This window comes from Roseibium algicola, assembly GCF_001999245.1.
Lineage (GTDB): Bacteria > Pseudomonadota > Alphaproteobacteria > Rhizobiales > Stappiaceae > Roseibium > Roseibium algicola.
In genome coordinates, this window is the sequence record NZ_CP019630.1 from 5364771 (window position 1) to 5379248 (window position 14478).

The window sequence follows — 14478 nt, forward strand, 5'->3', positions numbered from 1 at the left end:
CCGGCGTTTTTTCTATCCGAACCGATCAGAGGCAGATCGGTTCGGGTTCGACGGAATAGACCATTACCGGTGCAACCGGCTTGGGGTTGAGCACATGCGGCCGAAGTCGGGACATGAGCTCACGCAGGTGCTCTTCGTCTCCGGGGGCAGGGGCGCCGTCGAATATGACTGCGACAAGGTGATCCACGAAGCGTTCGTAGATGTTGTTGCAGGTGCAGATCGGCGCCAGCAGTTCACAGACGGGCTTGCCGTCGTAAAATGGCGCTCCACCGGCGAGGAAGATCAGGAACTCGGTCAGATCGTCCGAGTGTTCGAATTCCGGCAGAAAGCTGGTCACGTCGAAACACGGGTCCTGTTCCAGTCTCGCTTTGAGGCGAGGCATTGCCCGCATGATCGCCGTGCGACCGCCTAGTTTCATATAGAGTGTCATCTGGCTAACCCTCATTGATCCTTCATTACGATGTCGCCAAGATGACTCAGAAAGCGTGCCAGCCCTGTGACTCCGATCACGGATAAACCCTTTGTCAAAATCACCAGTGCCCGCTAATGGCGAATTGGTGCGGTGAAAACAGCCCCAAAGCGGCCGTTTTCAACGGTTTGAGCAGGAAGATGTCGGTAAAATGTGACAGGCGCGTTACAGGACCCGTAAACAGCGGTCAGTCAGGCCCCGCGGAGGCATCGGCGTCCACATTGTTAAAAATAGTGAGGCATCTATGGAATGCGCGCGGTGGTCGGATCGGCGAAAAGCCTGACCAAATCGAAGCCTGTCAGCAATAGCCAAAGTTCGGATCAATTTCAGAAATGCTGCGAATCGATGCGCCCTGACTTCCGGCATTCGCCGGATTTTCCGGTCTCGATGGCCGCTGCCGTGGGGACAGCGTCCCCGGCGATGAGGCGGGCTCGGCCGGTTTCCTTTGCCAAATAGAGGTTTCTGTCAGCCCGTTCAAAAAGCGAAGCAGGGGTGTCTTCTGACCTTTTTTCCGCCAGACCCGCGCTTGCGGTATAGGCGTATCTTTTGCCGCGCGCGAACATTGGTGTCGCGTTCAACAGATCAAGCATGCGACTGACGACTATCGTCGCTTGCTCCAGATTTGTTTCCGGCAGGATCAGCGCGAATTCTTCACCACCCACACGGCAAACGACATCCGTCTGGCGCAGATGTTCCAGACATCTTTGCGCAAAATGAACGAGGATTTCATCTCCAAGCTGATGGCCATGGGCATCGTTGATCGACTTGAAATGGTCCAGGTCGATCAGCGAAATGCAGAAGTCGTGATCATAGCGAACAGAACGGTTGTATTCCTTGTCCAGTTCCTGGTCGAACCCGCGGCGGTTGGCGATACCGGTAAGCGGATCCGTGAGCGCCAGGTTTTCAAGTTCGGTCCGCTCCAGGCCGAAATGCAAGATCTTGTTGTTAAGCGACGAGATGTCGGCATTGAGCGCGGCAAACTTGCTGGAAAGATTCATGTTCTCGTCGAAGCGGACAAGAACGGCTCCATCAATTCCGGTGCCAGGCACAGACAATCTGTGGCCAAAAGCAACGCTTTCATAACCGGACAGAAGTTTCAGGCGTACCGGTACGGGAGTGGTTGAAGACCTGCACATCGCCAGGTATTCGGCTATTTCGGCGGCATCCGTGACCTTGTCCGAAAGTTGTTCACCTACACTAATTCCGGCAAGAGACTTGGCTGCCTTATTTGCGAGAACCACACGGCCAAAATCGTCCAGCAGGAGAATAGGCTGTGGCATAGTCTGGACAAGGGCCGATATGATGGCGGTGGACCTGGGCACGACTATCGGACCCTGTAGAATTCTTTGCCGTTGACGTCGTTCTCTGCGGTCGGAGTCAGGTGGACAACAACACGGCAGTCAGTATCACCACGGGCGATTGACCTGTCGATGTGAACCCTGGCGTAGCCATGGCAATCTGCAGCGATTCTTCCGAAGACGTTTGTCGTCATCATGCAGAGGGACGGGCGGTCCTTGACGCGGTCTCCGAACGGGCAGCGGGTGTTCTTGAGGATCAAGACCTTGTTGTCTTCATATTCGACACAGAACTGGCCGCCGATCCGTCGTTTCAGGTCAACCAGGACGTCTGCAAGCAAAGGCCCTGGGATCTGTTCAAGATGCAGGGCAGACTTGTAATCGGAATTGATCTTTTCACCGATGCGGTTGGCTACCAGTGCGATGAACCCTTCCGCCTCGTTCAATCCGACAATTTCCTGCAGTGCTCCGCTGAGCTCTCGAATGATCTGATTGAAGAAGTCGGTTGTCTCCAGGGGGAGCTGTGCCTTGGTGATTTCCGGCTGCTGCTGGTCCACTTCAATCGGCAGGCTCATGATCGATCCTCCTAGGGTTGCAATCTAACGTTGGGTGAATTTTCTTTCGAATCAATTAAATCGTTGAAATAAAGAGATAATAACAGTGCAACCTGGAGATTTATGACAATGCGAGGGCGGACGTCTCAACCTCGAACATTGTCGTAATTGTCATGCGGGAGAACGACTGGAAAATCCGGGCCAAGGCCGTGAAAACCTTGTTGGCTCAAAAGCTGTCAGGATGTGTGCTCACTTCAGCTTCAAGTCTCAATATTGTCGGTTTCACCGTATCTTTGTCACGCATCGGGCCCGCAACGATTCGGATTTTTCAGATGTATGTTTACCTATCCAAGATCGGCGGATTTCTGATCCTGCCATCCAATTTTCTCGTTGTTCTGATGGCTTTGGGATTGGTGCTCAGCCTTACGTCAAAGTGGCGGCGCAGTGGACGGTTTCTGACTTTTGCCGGTTTTCTTGGTTTGGTGGTTTGCGCTTTCTCACCGGCAGCCAACTGGTTGATTGTGCCCCTCGAGGACCGTTTTCAGCGTCCCGGCACTTTGGAGAATTATGACGGGATCATCGTTCTGGGTGGTGCCGTGGACACGGTGGTGACCGGCGTGCGGGGCGACACGGCCCTGACAATGTCCGCCGAGCGCATCACCATCACTGCGCGGCTGGCCAAAGCGCTGCCGGAGACGAAGATCATCCACACCGGTGGGCAGGGCATGATCGTGTCGGACCAGGCAACAGAAGCCGAAGGGGCTGCGCGACTGTTTCGAGACTTCGGCATCTCTCCCGATCGCGTAATACTGGAAGACAAGTCCCAGAACACCTGGCAAAACGCAGTCTACGCAAAGGATGTTGTGCAACCACAGCCCGGACAGCAGTGGCTTCTTGTCACTTCGGCCTATCACATGCCGCGCGCCATGGGAGTGTTCGAAAAGGCTGGTTGGACCGGGGTGACGGCTTATCCGGTGGACTATCGCACGCGTGGACCACAGGACAAGTCGCTCGGCTTCGACGGTGCTTCAAAAGGCCTGCGGCGCTTTGATATCGCCTACCGGGAATGGGTTGGTCTGGCTGTCTACTGGATGCTTGGCAGGAGCACGGAATTCTTCCCTGGTCCATGAATTTGCAAAACCCTTTCGACTGCCAGCGACTTTTGAAATCGAACCTCTTTTACTGTGCGGAGCGTGTTCCCATATACTGGGCTCAATCAGGGATTTGAAAGGACGTGGGCTGATGGTCCTCGAAGCGCCGATCGTTGCGGCAGACGTCGTACAATGGCTCTACAGCGATGCGCCCCAATTGAAGGGGACGCTGGAAATCGTCACTGAGATGGCGAAACGTCTGCGCGCCGGAAAAGTTCCGGTCGATCGTGTCACCACAGGGATCTGGGTGGTGCATCCGAACGTGCGCGCGGAAAGCTCGATCTGGGTCAACGGCCAGACACCGGAATTGCGTCTTCACACTGCGGAGAACAAATCGCAGGACGAGTACCAGAAAAGTCCGATCAAGCGCGTGCATGAAACGCAGAAGGCCGTTCGTGTGGAAATCGGCAAGAAGCCGGCTGTCGCCGACGAATTTCCGATTACCGCAGAGCTGCGCCAGGAAGGCTATACCGACTATATCGCTCTGCCCATGCGGTTCTCCGACGGTTCGGTGAAGGTTGCGAGTTTCGCCACCAAGACACCAGGCGGATTTTCAGGGTCGCATATCGGCGTTTTTGAATCGCTGATCCAGCCGCTTGCCCTCGTGTGTGAATTAAAAACATTGCGTCGCACCGCAGAAACCGTTCTGGACACCTATGTCGGCCCGCGGGCGGGTTCGAAGGTTCTGGACGGCACCACGCGGCGTGGAGAAGGCGAGTGGATCAAGGCGGTTGTCAGCTTCGCCGACATCCGTGGGTTCACGCGTCTTTCCAACACGCTTCCGGCGGACAAGATCGTATTGTTTCTGAACAAGTATTTCGGAGCGATGACAGCAGCTGTCGAAGCCCACGGTGGCGAGGTGCTGAAGTTCATTGGCGATGAAGTGATGGCGATCTTTCCGTATGAAACCGAAGAGGAAGCCAGAGACGCCTCGGTGCGTGCGCTGATGGCAGCACGTGAAACGCTGACGCGGATCGAGGCGATCAACACGGCCCGAACCTGTTCGGTCACACCTGACCTGAGCGTTGGAATTGCCCTTCACGCGGGCGATGTCTTCTACGGCAATGTCGGCAGCGAAACGCGTCTGGACTTCACGGTCGTCGGCCCAGTGGTCAATCTTGCGGCCCGTATTGCAGAGCTTGCAAAGGACCTGCAGCGCCAGCTTCTGGTCTCGGATGCCCTGGCCGATATCATGGGGTGTCGGTCGGGCCTTTATGGCCGCTATCAGGTGAAGGGGTTTGATGAACCTGTATCGGTGTATTCGCCGGATTTGTCCGCGGATCCCAAGTTCGGATATTGCCCCAAGAGCACGGCGGCTCTGGCCTTGGAAACGAACTGACGACGTAGCAGGACCAGGAGAACGGCGAGGGTGGTTGCGGCAAATACATAAGGACCGGCGAACCACCCAAGGAAGCCGATCGAAAAGAACAGCGCTCGCTGGCCGCGATTGAAATGGCGGCCGGCGAGAACGCCCAGCTCCCCCGCCTGCGCAGCCATTTTCGCGATCACTTCGTCAGATGCCTGACCTTGTTGCGGGACTGCGCCCATGACGATACTGGCATAATTGAAGAGCCGGTACGCCCAGCCGAATTTGAAAAATCCATAGGCAAAGATCAGCATCAGGGCGAGCACCTTGATTTCCCAGAGTGCTCGGCTGTCGGCCACCGGGATGGACAGGTCACCGGCGACCTGAACGATGCGTTCCGTTGCATCCAGAAGCGCGAAACCGCCACCGATCGCCAGTAGGGACGTGGACGCGAAGAAGGCGGTGCCTTGCTGCAGACCGGACATGATAGACGTGTCCATGATGCGGACTTCCCGCAGGCTCATGGCACGCATCCAGCCGCGTCTGTAGGTTTCCATGGCGCTGGACAACGTCTTTTTACGCAGCGGACTGACATCGATCAGCAAATTGAAACCGAGCCAGGCAAACAGAAACCAGGCGGCTGCTGCCAGGTCCATATTCGAGAGCGCGTGCATCCTGATCCCTTTTGATTCTCCGGTGGCCGAATCCGACCATGGTCTGTCTTACCAGACTTTTTCCTGGTCCCTAACTGGCAGCATCGAGAGGACTAAGTGGCTGAATTTCCTGATGCGAAACGAGGAATGCAAAAATGCGGGATCAGCTGCTCTTTTTTTGCGCTTGCGAAATGGTAATGGATCGTTTACCTCCTCGCCTCAATGGCGCCATATTTGAGGTCGGTGGGACCCGGCGTCGCACAACAATATGTAGGGTTTTTATGGACGAAAACGTGCAGAAATCTTGTTGGAGCGTCACTCTCTGGACTGTCGCTGCAGTGGGCCTCGCATTGACGATGGTACTTCTGTTCAACGATGTTGAAAGTGCACAACAAGCCGTCGCCGCCGCCAAATAAGCCAGCGGGACGCAAGGAAAACAAAGGCGCAGCGTGAGGCTGCGCCTTTTGTCGTTTTAGCGGACATTTTATGCGAGCTCGGTATTCTCCGAGCTGGGAAGGCGTCGTTCGAACTTCGGGCGTGTCAGTTTCCGGCAGAACTGGTTGAGAACGAAATCTCGGGTCTGTCCGATGGCCCGTAGGACTGCCTGAATTCCATTTGCCGCACCACTGTCCTGTTGCCGGGATGGCTGATGAGGAATGCGGTATAGGCTCTTTCACCCAGAGGCAGCAGTACAAGTTGAACGGTGCCGGATCCTGGCCAGTCCAGTTCCGCGCCCCAGGCCGGAACATCTTCCGGATTGTCTTTCCCGAACAATGCCTGAATGTCGATGTCATGAAGCAGGGACGTTCCATTGGCGTCCCACGTCAGCGCGGCCAGGCCTTGATCCAGCGGAAACAGGCTGAGTTTGGCGCCGTTGATCTCGACATCAAGACGGTTGGTGGCATCCCTTTCGATCAGGGCCGTGCCTTCGTTCATGTCGGTTGCCAGCGCGATGCGCTCCCCGTTGCTTTGAACGAACCCTTCTGTGTTTACCACCTTGAATATGCCAACGGGGATGCTTTCCGCCTGAAGTGGCAAAACGGAAACGAGAAAGACCAGCAACGATGTGAGTGTACGTAACACGCCCGGACCCTGTATTGAGCTTTTGTCCGGATCATACACCTTCAAAACTTTAGAAAGTCTTTGTCCAATACCGGACTCAGTGCGCTAAGCTGCTCAAAACTCAAGGTTATCGTCTATTTTGACAGGGATACCACGAGGTCCTCTATTGTCGAATGTTCCGGTTGCCAGCCAGTTGCCCTTTGGGCATGGCTGACGTCAACGGACTGCGACAAGGCAAAACCGGCGGCCCAGTCGGTAAGCGGTTCGGTTGCCTCAGGGGCCGGAACTGTCACGATTTCCAGCGGCAGTCCGTGGCGGGCTGAAATGTGAGATGCCAGATGACCGACCGAGATGCCGGGAATGCAGCTCGCGATCAGGGACATCCGGAACCGTGCGTTCTTGAGGGCAAGAGCATAAAGCGCGGCAAGGTCGTTGATTTCAACAAGCGCCCATTTGGTTTGCGACGTCGCGCGGGTTTCAAACGGCCTGCCTTCTTTCAGCGCGGCCGTCATTTCGGCAATCGGCCCGGTCGTCTGGCCGCAGGCGAGGGCCGGATGAATGACCGTCAGATTGAGATCCGTTCCGTGTGACAGGGTCCTGATCGTCTCGGTCATGAAGCGAAACGCAGGTAAGGGCGCGAACTGGGTTTTCTCGGTCAACAGGCTGTCGCCTGCCGTTGCGGGAAAGAGCCAGATGCCTCCGGTGTAAACAATCTTGAGCGGCTGCTTGCGGTGCCTTGATGCCTGCTTCAACGCAAGCATGCTCTGGCGGTCAACACGACCCATGTCTTCGGAAAAAGTTGCACCAAGATGGATGACGGCATCGCATGAGGCCGCCCGTGATACCCAGCTTTCCGGTGCTCGCAAGTCGCCCGGGTAGGCGCTTGCACCGAACGCACGCAGCTTTGCCGAGGACGCGTCAGAGCGGGCCAGACCGATTACCCTGGCACCATCCTGAACCAGCCGCTTTACCACGGCAGAACCGATCTCGCCGGTTCCACCCGTTACAAATACTTCCATGGGCAAAGAGAACCCCGTTCTTGCCATCGGCGCAAGCTGAAGCTGCCTGTGAAATTGGACAATCCACCGCCGTTTCTCGCCACAATCTTGACCTTGGCGGGAAGCCTGATACGTCAGAAGCATGACCTTGCATCTGGTAAAACTGTGCGTCGGCGCGGACAGCGTCGAGTCTCTTCAGGCCTGGATCGATTTTCGTATGGAGAACGCCCGCAAATCGGGACTTCCGGCGGAAACGATCCATACGACGCGCATGGTGCCAACCCGTAAGGACGAGCTTCTGGACGGTGGGTCTCTCTATTGGGTGATCAAGGGCAAGATCCAGGTGCGTCAGCACCTGATCGACATCAGGCCGTTTACGGATCAGGCGGGCGTCAAACGCTGCGACCTGGTGATGGAGCCGAGACTGATCCTGACGCAGTACCAGCCCAAGCGGCCGTTTCAGGGCTGGCGATATCTGAAGGTGCAGGACGCGCCGGCGGATCTGAAGGCTGGTGGTGCGGCACACGCCATGCCGGAGGACATGCGGCGGGATCTTACGGAACTCTGCCTGCTTTGATCCGCTGATTTCAGCCTGGATCCGGCAGGGCCTTCTGAAGATGCGTGACCAGTGTGCCGAGTTCCGGCCAGCCGCGCCCGAGGCCCGGGTTCTCCTTCTTTCGTGTCATGGCAAGATGGGCATAGCCATGCACCAGCGACCACACGAGTATCTCGATTTCTTCCGGATCGGTCCCTTCAGGGATCAGCGGGGCGCATGTTTCGCGCAGGATGGCGTAGGCCCTTGAGGCGTGCACCGCGAATTCCTCGTCATCCTCTTTGAACTTCTGTCCCGAAAAAATGAACAGGAACAGCTCCGGGTGGCCGGTGGCGAAATCCAGGTACCCCTGACAGATCGCGCTCAGTCTTTCTGTTGCCGCAGGAGGGGACGCATCGAGGCGTTGTTCCATCGCCTGGCAAAACAGGGCGAAGCCGCGCCCTGCAATCGCCGTCGACAAACCTGTGATGTTCTTGAAGTGATAACCGGGCGCAGCGTGTGACACACCCGCCTTGGCGGCGCATTCACGCAACGAGAGCTTGTCCGGACCACGTTCTCGCAAAAGCGCCACACCTGCATCAACCAGGGCTTTTCGAAGACTGCCGTCTCTTTTGCGACGAGGAGGAGTAACTGTCATGCGGTCTTCATCGGTCATTCGCTTGACAGTGTCAAGTTTTACTCTATCTTGACACTGTCAAGTTGTGTTGGGGGGTCGGTATGTCGATGGTTTCTAGGTTTGCAGCAAACGTTGCTTTTTGGACGGTGGCTGTGAGCGCCGCTCTGGTCGCAGTGGCTTCATTGAGGTTTTTGGCGCTGGGGGTATCTGCTTCAATGGAATTCGTGGCGCATAACCTCGACGGAAATGCGCTGATGCTTTACGCCCATATCGGTGTTGCACCGATCGCACTTGCCTTGATGCCGTTTCAATTCATGACAAGGCTGCGAGCCAGCAGGCCGAAACTGCACCGCTGGCTGGGGCGAGGGTACGTCGTGTCGATCCTGATCTCGGGGATTGCGGGACTTCAGCTGGCTTTTCACACGACTGCAGGGACCTTCGCTGCAACAGGCTTTGCGATTCTCGCAGTCTTGTGGCTGGCGACGACCGGCATCGCGTTCGCCTTTGCCTTGAGGCGGCAATTCCCGCGTCACCGAGCCTGGATGCTGCGTTCGGCAGCTCTTACATTTGCTGCCGTAACATTGCGGGTCTATCTGGGGAGCAGTATGGCGGCAGGGGTCGATTTTGAAGTCGCCTATCCACTTATCGCCTGGCTGTGCTGGGTGCCTAACGTCCTCGTCATGGAGGTATATCTGCAGATGGCTCGGCCCGGAAAGACCCGCCTGATTTCAGCGGCAGCGTAAGAACATGATCGGCTGCGCCATGTCGCATCCGACGGCTTGAGACTTGCCAAAACGGCTGCCCCGACCCAAGTTGAGTGTCACCAACTGGCAGAAGGAGGCGGCCGTGAACGTCAAGACCGGCAAAGGCACGGTAGACCCTATGGTCAAGCAGGACGCCCGCGTGCCTTCAGCCGAATCCGATGTTGCTGCCTTTCTTCAGAAGGCCAAGGAAATTGCACCGCAACCGGGCAGCGGCGGGCGGTTGGTGTTTGCCCTGGACGCTACCATGAGCCGTCAACCGACCTGGGACCAGGCCTGTCAGATTCAGGCGGAGATGTTTCAGGAAGCCGGCAAGATTTCAGGCCTCAGCATCAAGCTTGTCTATTTTCGCGGTTTTGGTGAATGCCGGGCGTCCCGCTGGTTTTCCAGCGGCACTGAGCTCGCCCATGCGATGAGCCGGATTTCCTGTCAGGGCGGGCGTACCCAGATCCGAAAGGTGCTCTCGGCTGCCTTGTCCGCTGCCAATACCGAGAAAATCGCGGCGCTGGTCTATGTCGGCGATTGCATGGAAGAGGACGTGGATGCCCTGTGTGACAAGGCCGGCCAGCTGGGTATGCTTGGTGTGCCGATGTTCCTGTTTCAGGAGGGGCGTGACAGCGTCGCTGAGCGCGCGTTTCGCGAGATGGCCAGACTGACCAACGGCGCCTTTTGCCGGTTTGATTCCGGGTCGGCCCAGCAACTGGCCGATCTTTTGAAGGCGGTTGCCGTTTTCGCCAGCGGAGGCCGGACGGCACTTCAGCAGCTGGAAAAGCAAGGCGGCAAGGGCGCAACGCTTCTGCTGCAGCAGCTACCATCGGCCCGCTAGAGCCCGGAAAGCGCCGGGCTTGCACTTCCTTGCTGTAGCCGGTGCCGGAGGTTTACATACTCGGCAAATTTCGACACGTGACTGGAGTAGGGCCGGAGCATCCCAATGTGATGGTCCCGGGCCGGCGAACGGGGAACCAACCGCCACATGATTTATTTGATTATCGGCTTGATACTGCTGACCGCCCTGTTGACGCTCGGCAACAAGTTCGTGAACGCCAATCCCGCAAATCTGGCCAGAGGACTGCGCCTCTTCGGAGGAGCGTTTCTGATGGTGTTGGCGCTGGTCTTTGCGCTGACGGGCCGGTTCGTGTTTGCCATCCCGTTGTTCGGGCTTGGCTTGTCGGTGCTGGGGATGTCCGGGCTGAACTGGCTCTCGTCAGGCTACAAACCTCAGAAAACCTCCGGACAACGTTCCCGTGTGCGGACCGCTATGGTGGAGATGGAACTCGATCACGATACCGGTCACATGACCGGGATCGTGCTGGCAGGCACCTATCAGGGGCGCGAGCTGGATCAGTTGACCGAAACGGACCTGGAAGCCTTTTGGCAGGAGACGGCCCAGGACGGTCAGAGCCAGAAGCTAGTCGAAGCTTATCTCGACCGCAGGCTTGCCGGTTGGCGTGAACACTTCCAGGCGAATGGAGCAGAGCGGCAGGGAAGCGCGGCGAGCTCTGGCCCCATGACAGATGAGGAGGCCTACCAGATCCTGGGGCTTACGCCCGATGCCGGGGACGCGGAAATTAGAGCCGCGCACCGCAGGCTTATGATGCGGGTCCATCCCGACCAGGGAGGCTCCGGTTTCCTCGCGGCGAAAATCAACGAGGCTAAAGACACGCTTCTCAGAAGACATTGACGGCATCCGTTACGCGGTTACTGGTAGATGGCGAAGCAAGCGTATTTTGCCTTTTTCAAGCTTTTGCAGGCATTCCACGCAGCTGTTTTGGTGTCGAAGCCGACGAAGCGGGCCCGGTAGAGGGTCTGTCCGTTGGTGTCGACGGGTTCGGTGTAAGGGACCCGGCCACGAAGGGCGGATCCGGTCTTGGCCTTGGCGTTCTTCAACATAGTGATGGCCTGGCCTTCGGATTCTGTTGCGGCGATCTGGACCTGCCAGCCCGGCTCGACATCGCGGGTGTCGCTGGTTGCAACCGTAACGCTGTCGTCGTCGCTGCTGTTGTCGGCAGCTGCGGTTTCAGGCGCTGCAACTGTTTCAACCGGCGTCGTGTTGACCGCGATCGTCTGAACGGAGACGGTCTTGACCGACTGCGCGGAGCCGACAGCGCGCTGGCTGTTGTCCGACTTCACGACTTCTGCTCTTGCAGCTTCGATCAGGGCAGTCCGGGAAATCGAATTGGTGTTCAGCGGCTCATCCGGGCTTGAAGGCGGGATCGGCGGCAAAGCTGTTGCGACCGCAAACGTGCTGTCAAAGCGTTGCTTGACCAGTTTCGGCGGCAGCGGAACGTCGTTGCCAAAGCCTGGAACCGGAGCAGGGGCCTGGGCCGAAGCCATGACTGGCGCATTGGACGCAGTCACGGGAAGGGGGGCCGGAGCCGGTGTTGGAATGGCGCCAGGGTTGGACGGTGCGGTGAATGCCAGCACCATCGGCTCACCCGTTGCAGGCACGGGCTCGCTTCCCGGCTTGCTGTTCGGAAGAGGCGGGTTCTTCAGCGCAATTGCCACGAAAGTCGGTTCAGACGTGTTCTGAACGATCAGCGGGGCCGTTTTCGGGCCGCGGCTTGCCTTGGGCAGATAGGAGTTGATGAGCTTTGTCATCTGCGCGTTGCGTGACGCGCCGGTCTTGCCACCCATCACGACGGCCACAATCTGCCGCCCGTCCCGGTTCACAGAAGTCACCAGGTTGAAGCCGGAAGCCCGGATGTAACCGGTCTTGATGCCGTCTACACCCTTTACGCGGCCCAGCAGCTTGTTGTGGTTGCCATAGGTGCGTCCGTTGTACTTGTAGGCACGGGTTTTGAAGTAGCCGTAGTACTGCGGGAACCGTTCCTGAATTGCGCGCCCAAGCGTCGCCATGTCGCGGGCCGTCGTACGCTGCCCGCTGTCGGGCAGGCCGTGCGGGTTGCGGAAAGTGGTCTTCGACATGCCGATCTGGCGCGCCGTACGGGTCATGCGCTCGGCGAATTTCTTTTCAGAGCCACCCAGGTTTTCAGCGATCACGGATGCGACGTCGTTCGCAGACTTGGTAACAAGTGCGAGGATGGCGTCCTTGACTTTGATCGTGCCGCCGGGCTTGAGGCCCAGCTTGGAGGGCGGACGTGCTGAAGCGTAGCTGGAAACGCTCAGGTTGGAGTCCAGTGACAGTCGCCCGGCTTCCAGTTCCTCGAACACAAGATAAAGCGTCATAATCTTGGTGAGCGATGCCGGGTACCGGTAGGCGTCAGCCGAAGAGGAGTAAAGTGTCTTGCCGGTTTTTGCATCAACGACGATCCCCGCATATTTCGGGTTGGCCATCGCCGTTGCCGGGACCCCCAGGAGCACCAGGCCGAGGGTCAAGATCTTAGCGGTGCGGGCGAGAGCCCGTCCTTTGCGAAAAATACGCATCCCAAACACAATTACTATCCCATTCTGGGTCACGTGGTTCGTATCTGGAGCGGCACGGTTCGGATCTTAACCCCCTGCGATTCAAAGCCGCGGCCCCGTCGTTCTCCATGTCATTTGATGGAATCACGGTTACGAATGAGTAAATGAATGATCGAAAAAGCACTTAAAAAAATAGTTTTTTGTTAGAGTTAATTGTTGGTTAAGGTTGTGTTTTGCGTACTTGATAAGAATTGTCTAGATCTAATTCTTATTCCAATTTGTTTTATTGGTTAAGCGTTCGTTTATTTTCGGTGTCTGTTGTTCCGAAGTTGGTCAAATTCAAGAATCTGACTGAAATCTTGCTGAGGCTCTGTTGTTTCCTGCTTCCGGTTGTTGGTGCCGGTCTCGATCAGGGACATCTGTTTTCAGAGGGAAGTCTGACAGCTTACGCCGTGGAAGGATTGTCAATTTCGCGTAATGGTTGTTTTTGCAATGCAAAATCGCCTTGACACTTATTGTGCAGTGCATTACGACAAAATCCCGTTAGGTAACGCGATACGCGCGCCGGGCCGCCCCATAAGGCCGATGCTTGGGATTGGAAACCGGTTCGCCGGAAAAGGGCAGAAAATGATGAACAACTTTGATGAAATGCAGAAGATGAGCAAAGACAACATGGATATGGCCATGGCGTCCTTCGGCTCCTTCAGCAAGGGATTCCAGGCCATCGCCGCTGAAATGGCCGACTACCAGAAAAAGTCCTTCGAGGAAGGATCCGCAGCTGTTGAGAAGCTCGTTTCCTCCAAGTCCCTCGACAAGGCATTTGAAGCGCAGGCCGACTACGTCAAAACCGCTTACGAAGGTTTTGTTGGCGAGATGACAAAGATTGGTGAAATGGTCACCGACATGTCCAAGGATGCCTACAAGCCTTACGAAGGTGTGATGGGCAAGCTTGCGAAATAAGTTTTCCTTTTAGCCGTCGCAGGACGGCTTGAAGTTTCAAACCCGGCTCTGACGAGCCGGGTTTTTTCGTATATGCACAGATTTACAGGCTTGCCGCGGTTCATCCTGCCATTTGCAGCCGGATTTCGAAATGCGTTCTCTTGCCACCTTTTAATCATTAAAGGGCAACCTACATTCCTCTTGACCGGCAGCGCAGGGACTACAAATGCGCTGTTGACCTTTATGTTGATGAAATCGACCATTGCGCGAGCGCGGCTTGCGCGGCAGGATTACCACTGAGAATGCGTATTCGCGGCGCAGTCCGTGCTGCGGAAAGCTCTGGACCAGCTGCGCAGGGCAGTGTGTTCAGGATTCGAAATTTGGTGATGGCCGGAGTGATAGAGGCAAAAGAAACGGCAATGTCGGCGGGCTCTGATTATGACAATGACGGTGGCGACGCCGGAACGGTTACAGTCACCCGTACCAAAACAGTAACCAAGCGGCCAAATCTCTATCGAGTGCTGCTGTTGAACGATGACTACACTCCGATGGAGTTCGTCATTCACGTTGTGGAGAACTTCTTCCAAAAAAACCGCGAAGAGGCGACCCGCATTATGCTGCATGTTCACCATCACGGCGTCGGGGAATGCGGGATTTATTCCTACGAGGTCGCGGAGACGAAAGTCACCCAGGTGATGGATTTCGCGCGCAAGCATCAGCATCCGTTGCAATGCGTCATGGAAAAAAAGTGAGGACAA

At 56.6% G+C, this 14478-nt stretch carries 16 protein-coding genes; 8 read left to right on the forward strand and 8 right to left on the reverse strand.

The window, feature by feature from the left end:
* Window positions 1–25: 25 nt before the first annotated feature.
* From B0E33_RS24960 to B0E33_RS24970, 3 genes are all read right to left on the reverse strand, one after another.
* Entirely contained in the window at window positions 26–430 is a 405-nt protein-coding gene (locus tag B0E33_RS24960; RefSeq protein ID WP_062491596.1) for a globin family protein, read from the reverse strand.
* 365 nt (window positions 431–795) lie between these two features.
* The gene (locus B0E33_RS24965) at window positions 796–1791 is read right to left on the reverse strand and encodes a sensor domain-containing diguanylate cyclase (RefSeq protein WP_156912478.1); all 996 of its coding nucleotides are present in this window, start codon (window positions 1789–1791) and stop codon (window positions 796–798) included.
* A 2-nt stretch (window positions 1792–1793) separates the two neighbouring features.
* A complete protein-coding gene (locus tag B0E33_RS24970; RefSeq protein ID WP_077292718.1) occupies window positions 1794–2339 on the reverse strand; it encodes a methanogen output domain 1-containing protein in 546 nt (181 codons plus the stop codon).
* A 311-nt stretch (window positions 2340–2650) separates the two neighbouring features.
* Here B0E33_RS24970 and B0E33_RS24975 point away from each other — a divergent pair, with 311 nt between their 5' ends.
* Window positions 2651–3448, forward strand: coding sequence for a YdcF family protein (locus B0E33_RS24975; protein ID WP_077293608.1), 798 nt, complete (start codon window positions 2651–2653; stop codon window positions 3446–3448).
* A 112-nt stretch (window positions 3449–3560) separates the two neighbouring features.
* Window positions 3561–4808, forward strand: coding sequence for an adenylate/guanylate cyclase domain-containing protein (locus tag B0E33_RS24980; RefSeq protein WP_077292719.1), 1248 nt, complete (start codon window positions 3561–3563; stop codon window positions 4806–4808).
* Here B0E33_RS24980 and B0E33_RS24985 read toward each other — a convergent pair.
* The 3 genes from B0E33_RS24985 to B0E33_RS25000 form a co-directional block, all read right to left on the reverse strand.
* Window positions 4694–5449, reverse strand: a complete 756-nt coding sequence (locus B0E33_RS24985; RefSeq protein WP_077292720.1) for a DUF599 domain-containing protein — start codon at window positions 5447–5449, stop codon at window positions 4694–4696. The two genes, B0E33_RS24980 and B0E33_RS24985, sit on opposite strands and share 115 nt — an antisense overlap.
* 519 nt (window positions 5450–5968) lie before the next feature.
* Window positions 5969–6511, reverse strand: coding sequence for a hypothetical protein (locus tag B0E33_RS24995; protein WP_156912479.1), 543 nt, complete (start codon window positions 6509–6511; stop codon window positions 5969–5971).
* 113 nt (window positions 6512–6624) lie between these two features.
* A complete protein-coding gene (locus B0E33_RS25000; RefSeq protein WP_208997705.1) occupies window positions 6625–7509 on the reverse strand; it encodes an SDR family oxidoreductase in 885 nt (294 codons plus the stop codon).
* A 121-nt stretch (window positions 7510–7630) separates the two neighbouring features.
* Here B0E33_RS25000 and B0E33_RS25005 point away from each other — a divergent pair, with 121 nt between their 5' ends.
* Complete coding sequence (locus B0E33_RS25005; RefSeq protein ID WP_022998320.1) at window positions 7631–8065, forward strand: DUF1489 family protein; 435 nt, start codon at window positions 7631–7633, stop codon at window positions 8063–8065.
* A 10-nt stretch (window positions 8066–8075) separates the two neighbouring features.
* On the opposite strand, the gene B0E33_RS25010 is transcribed toward B0E33_RS25005, so the two are convergent.
* Window positions 8076–8678 carry a TetR/AcrR family transcriptional regulator gene (locus B0E33_RS25010; RefSeq protein WP_167579597.1) on the reverse strand — a complete coding sequence of 201 codons (603 nt, stop codon included), beginning with the start codon at window positions 8676–8678 and terminating at the stop codon, window positions 8076–8078.
* A gap of 194 nt (window positions 8679–8872) precedes the next feature.
* Between B0E33_RS25010 and B0E33_RS25015 the strand changes: the two genes are divergently transcribed.
* From B0E33_RS25015 to B0E33_RS25025, 3 genes are all read left to right on the forward strand, one after another.
* Entirely contained in the window at window positions 8873–9400 is a 528-nt protein-coding gene (locus tag B0E33_RS25015; RefSeq protein ID WP_077292724.1) for a DUF2306 domain-containing protein, read from the forward strand.
* Between the two features lie 139 nt (window positions 9401–9539).
* Window positions 9540–10244, forward strand: coding sequence for a vWA domain-containing protein (locus tag B0E33_RS25020; RefSeq protein ID WP_167579680.1), 705 nt, complete (start codon window positions 9540–9542; stop codon window positions 10242–10244).
* A 147-nt stretch (window positions 10245–10391) separates the two neighbouring features.
* A complete protein-coding gene (locus B0E33_RS25025; RefSeq protein WP_077292725.1) occupies window positions 10392–11099 on the forward strand; it encodes a DnaJ domain-containing protein in 708 nt (235 codons plus the stop codon).
* A 17-nt stretch (window positions 11100–11116) separates the two neighbouring features.
* Here the strand turns inward: B0E33_RS25025 and B0E33_RS25030 are convergent, their stop codons facing one another.
* Window positions 11117–12802 carry a serine hydrolase gene (locus B0E33_RS25030; RefSeq protein WP_055654609.1) on the reverse strand — a complete coding sequence of 562 codons (1686 nt, stop codon included), beginning with the start codon at window positions 12800–12802 and terminating at the stop codon, window positions 11117–11119.
* Between the two features lie 456 nt (window positions 12803–13258).
* Here B0E33_RS25030 and B0E33_RS25035 point away from each other — a divergent pair, with 456 nt between their 5' ends.
* Entirely contained in the window at window positions 13259–13741 is a 483-nt protein-coding gene (locus B0E33_RS25035; RefSeq protein WP_439126672.1) for a phasin family protein, read from the forward strand.
* Window positions 13742–14139: 398 nt separating this feature from the next.
* On the forward strand, window positions 14140–14472 hold the full coding sequence (gene clpS / locus B0E33_RS25040) for an ATP-dependent Clp protease adapter ClpS (RefSeq protein WP_031268357.1): 333 nt from the start codon (window positions 14140–14142) through the stop codon (window positions 14470–14472).
* The last annotated feature ends 6 nt before the right edge of the window (window positions 14473–14478 follow it).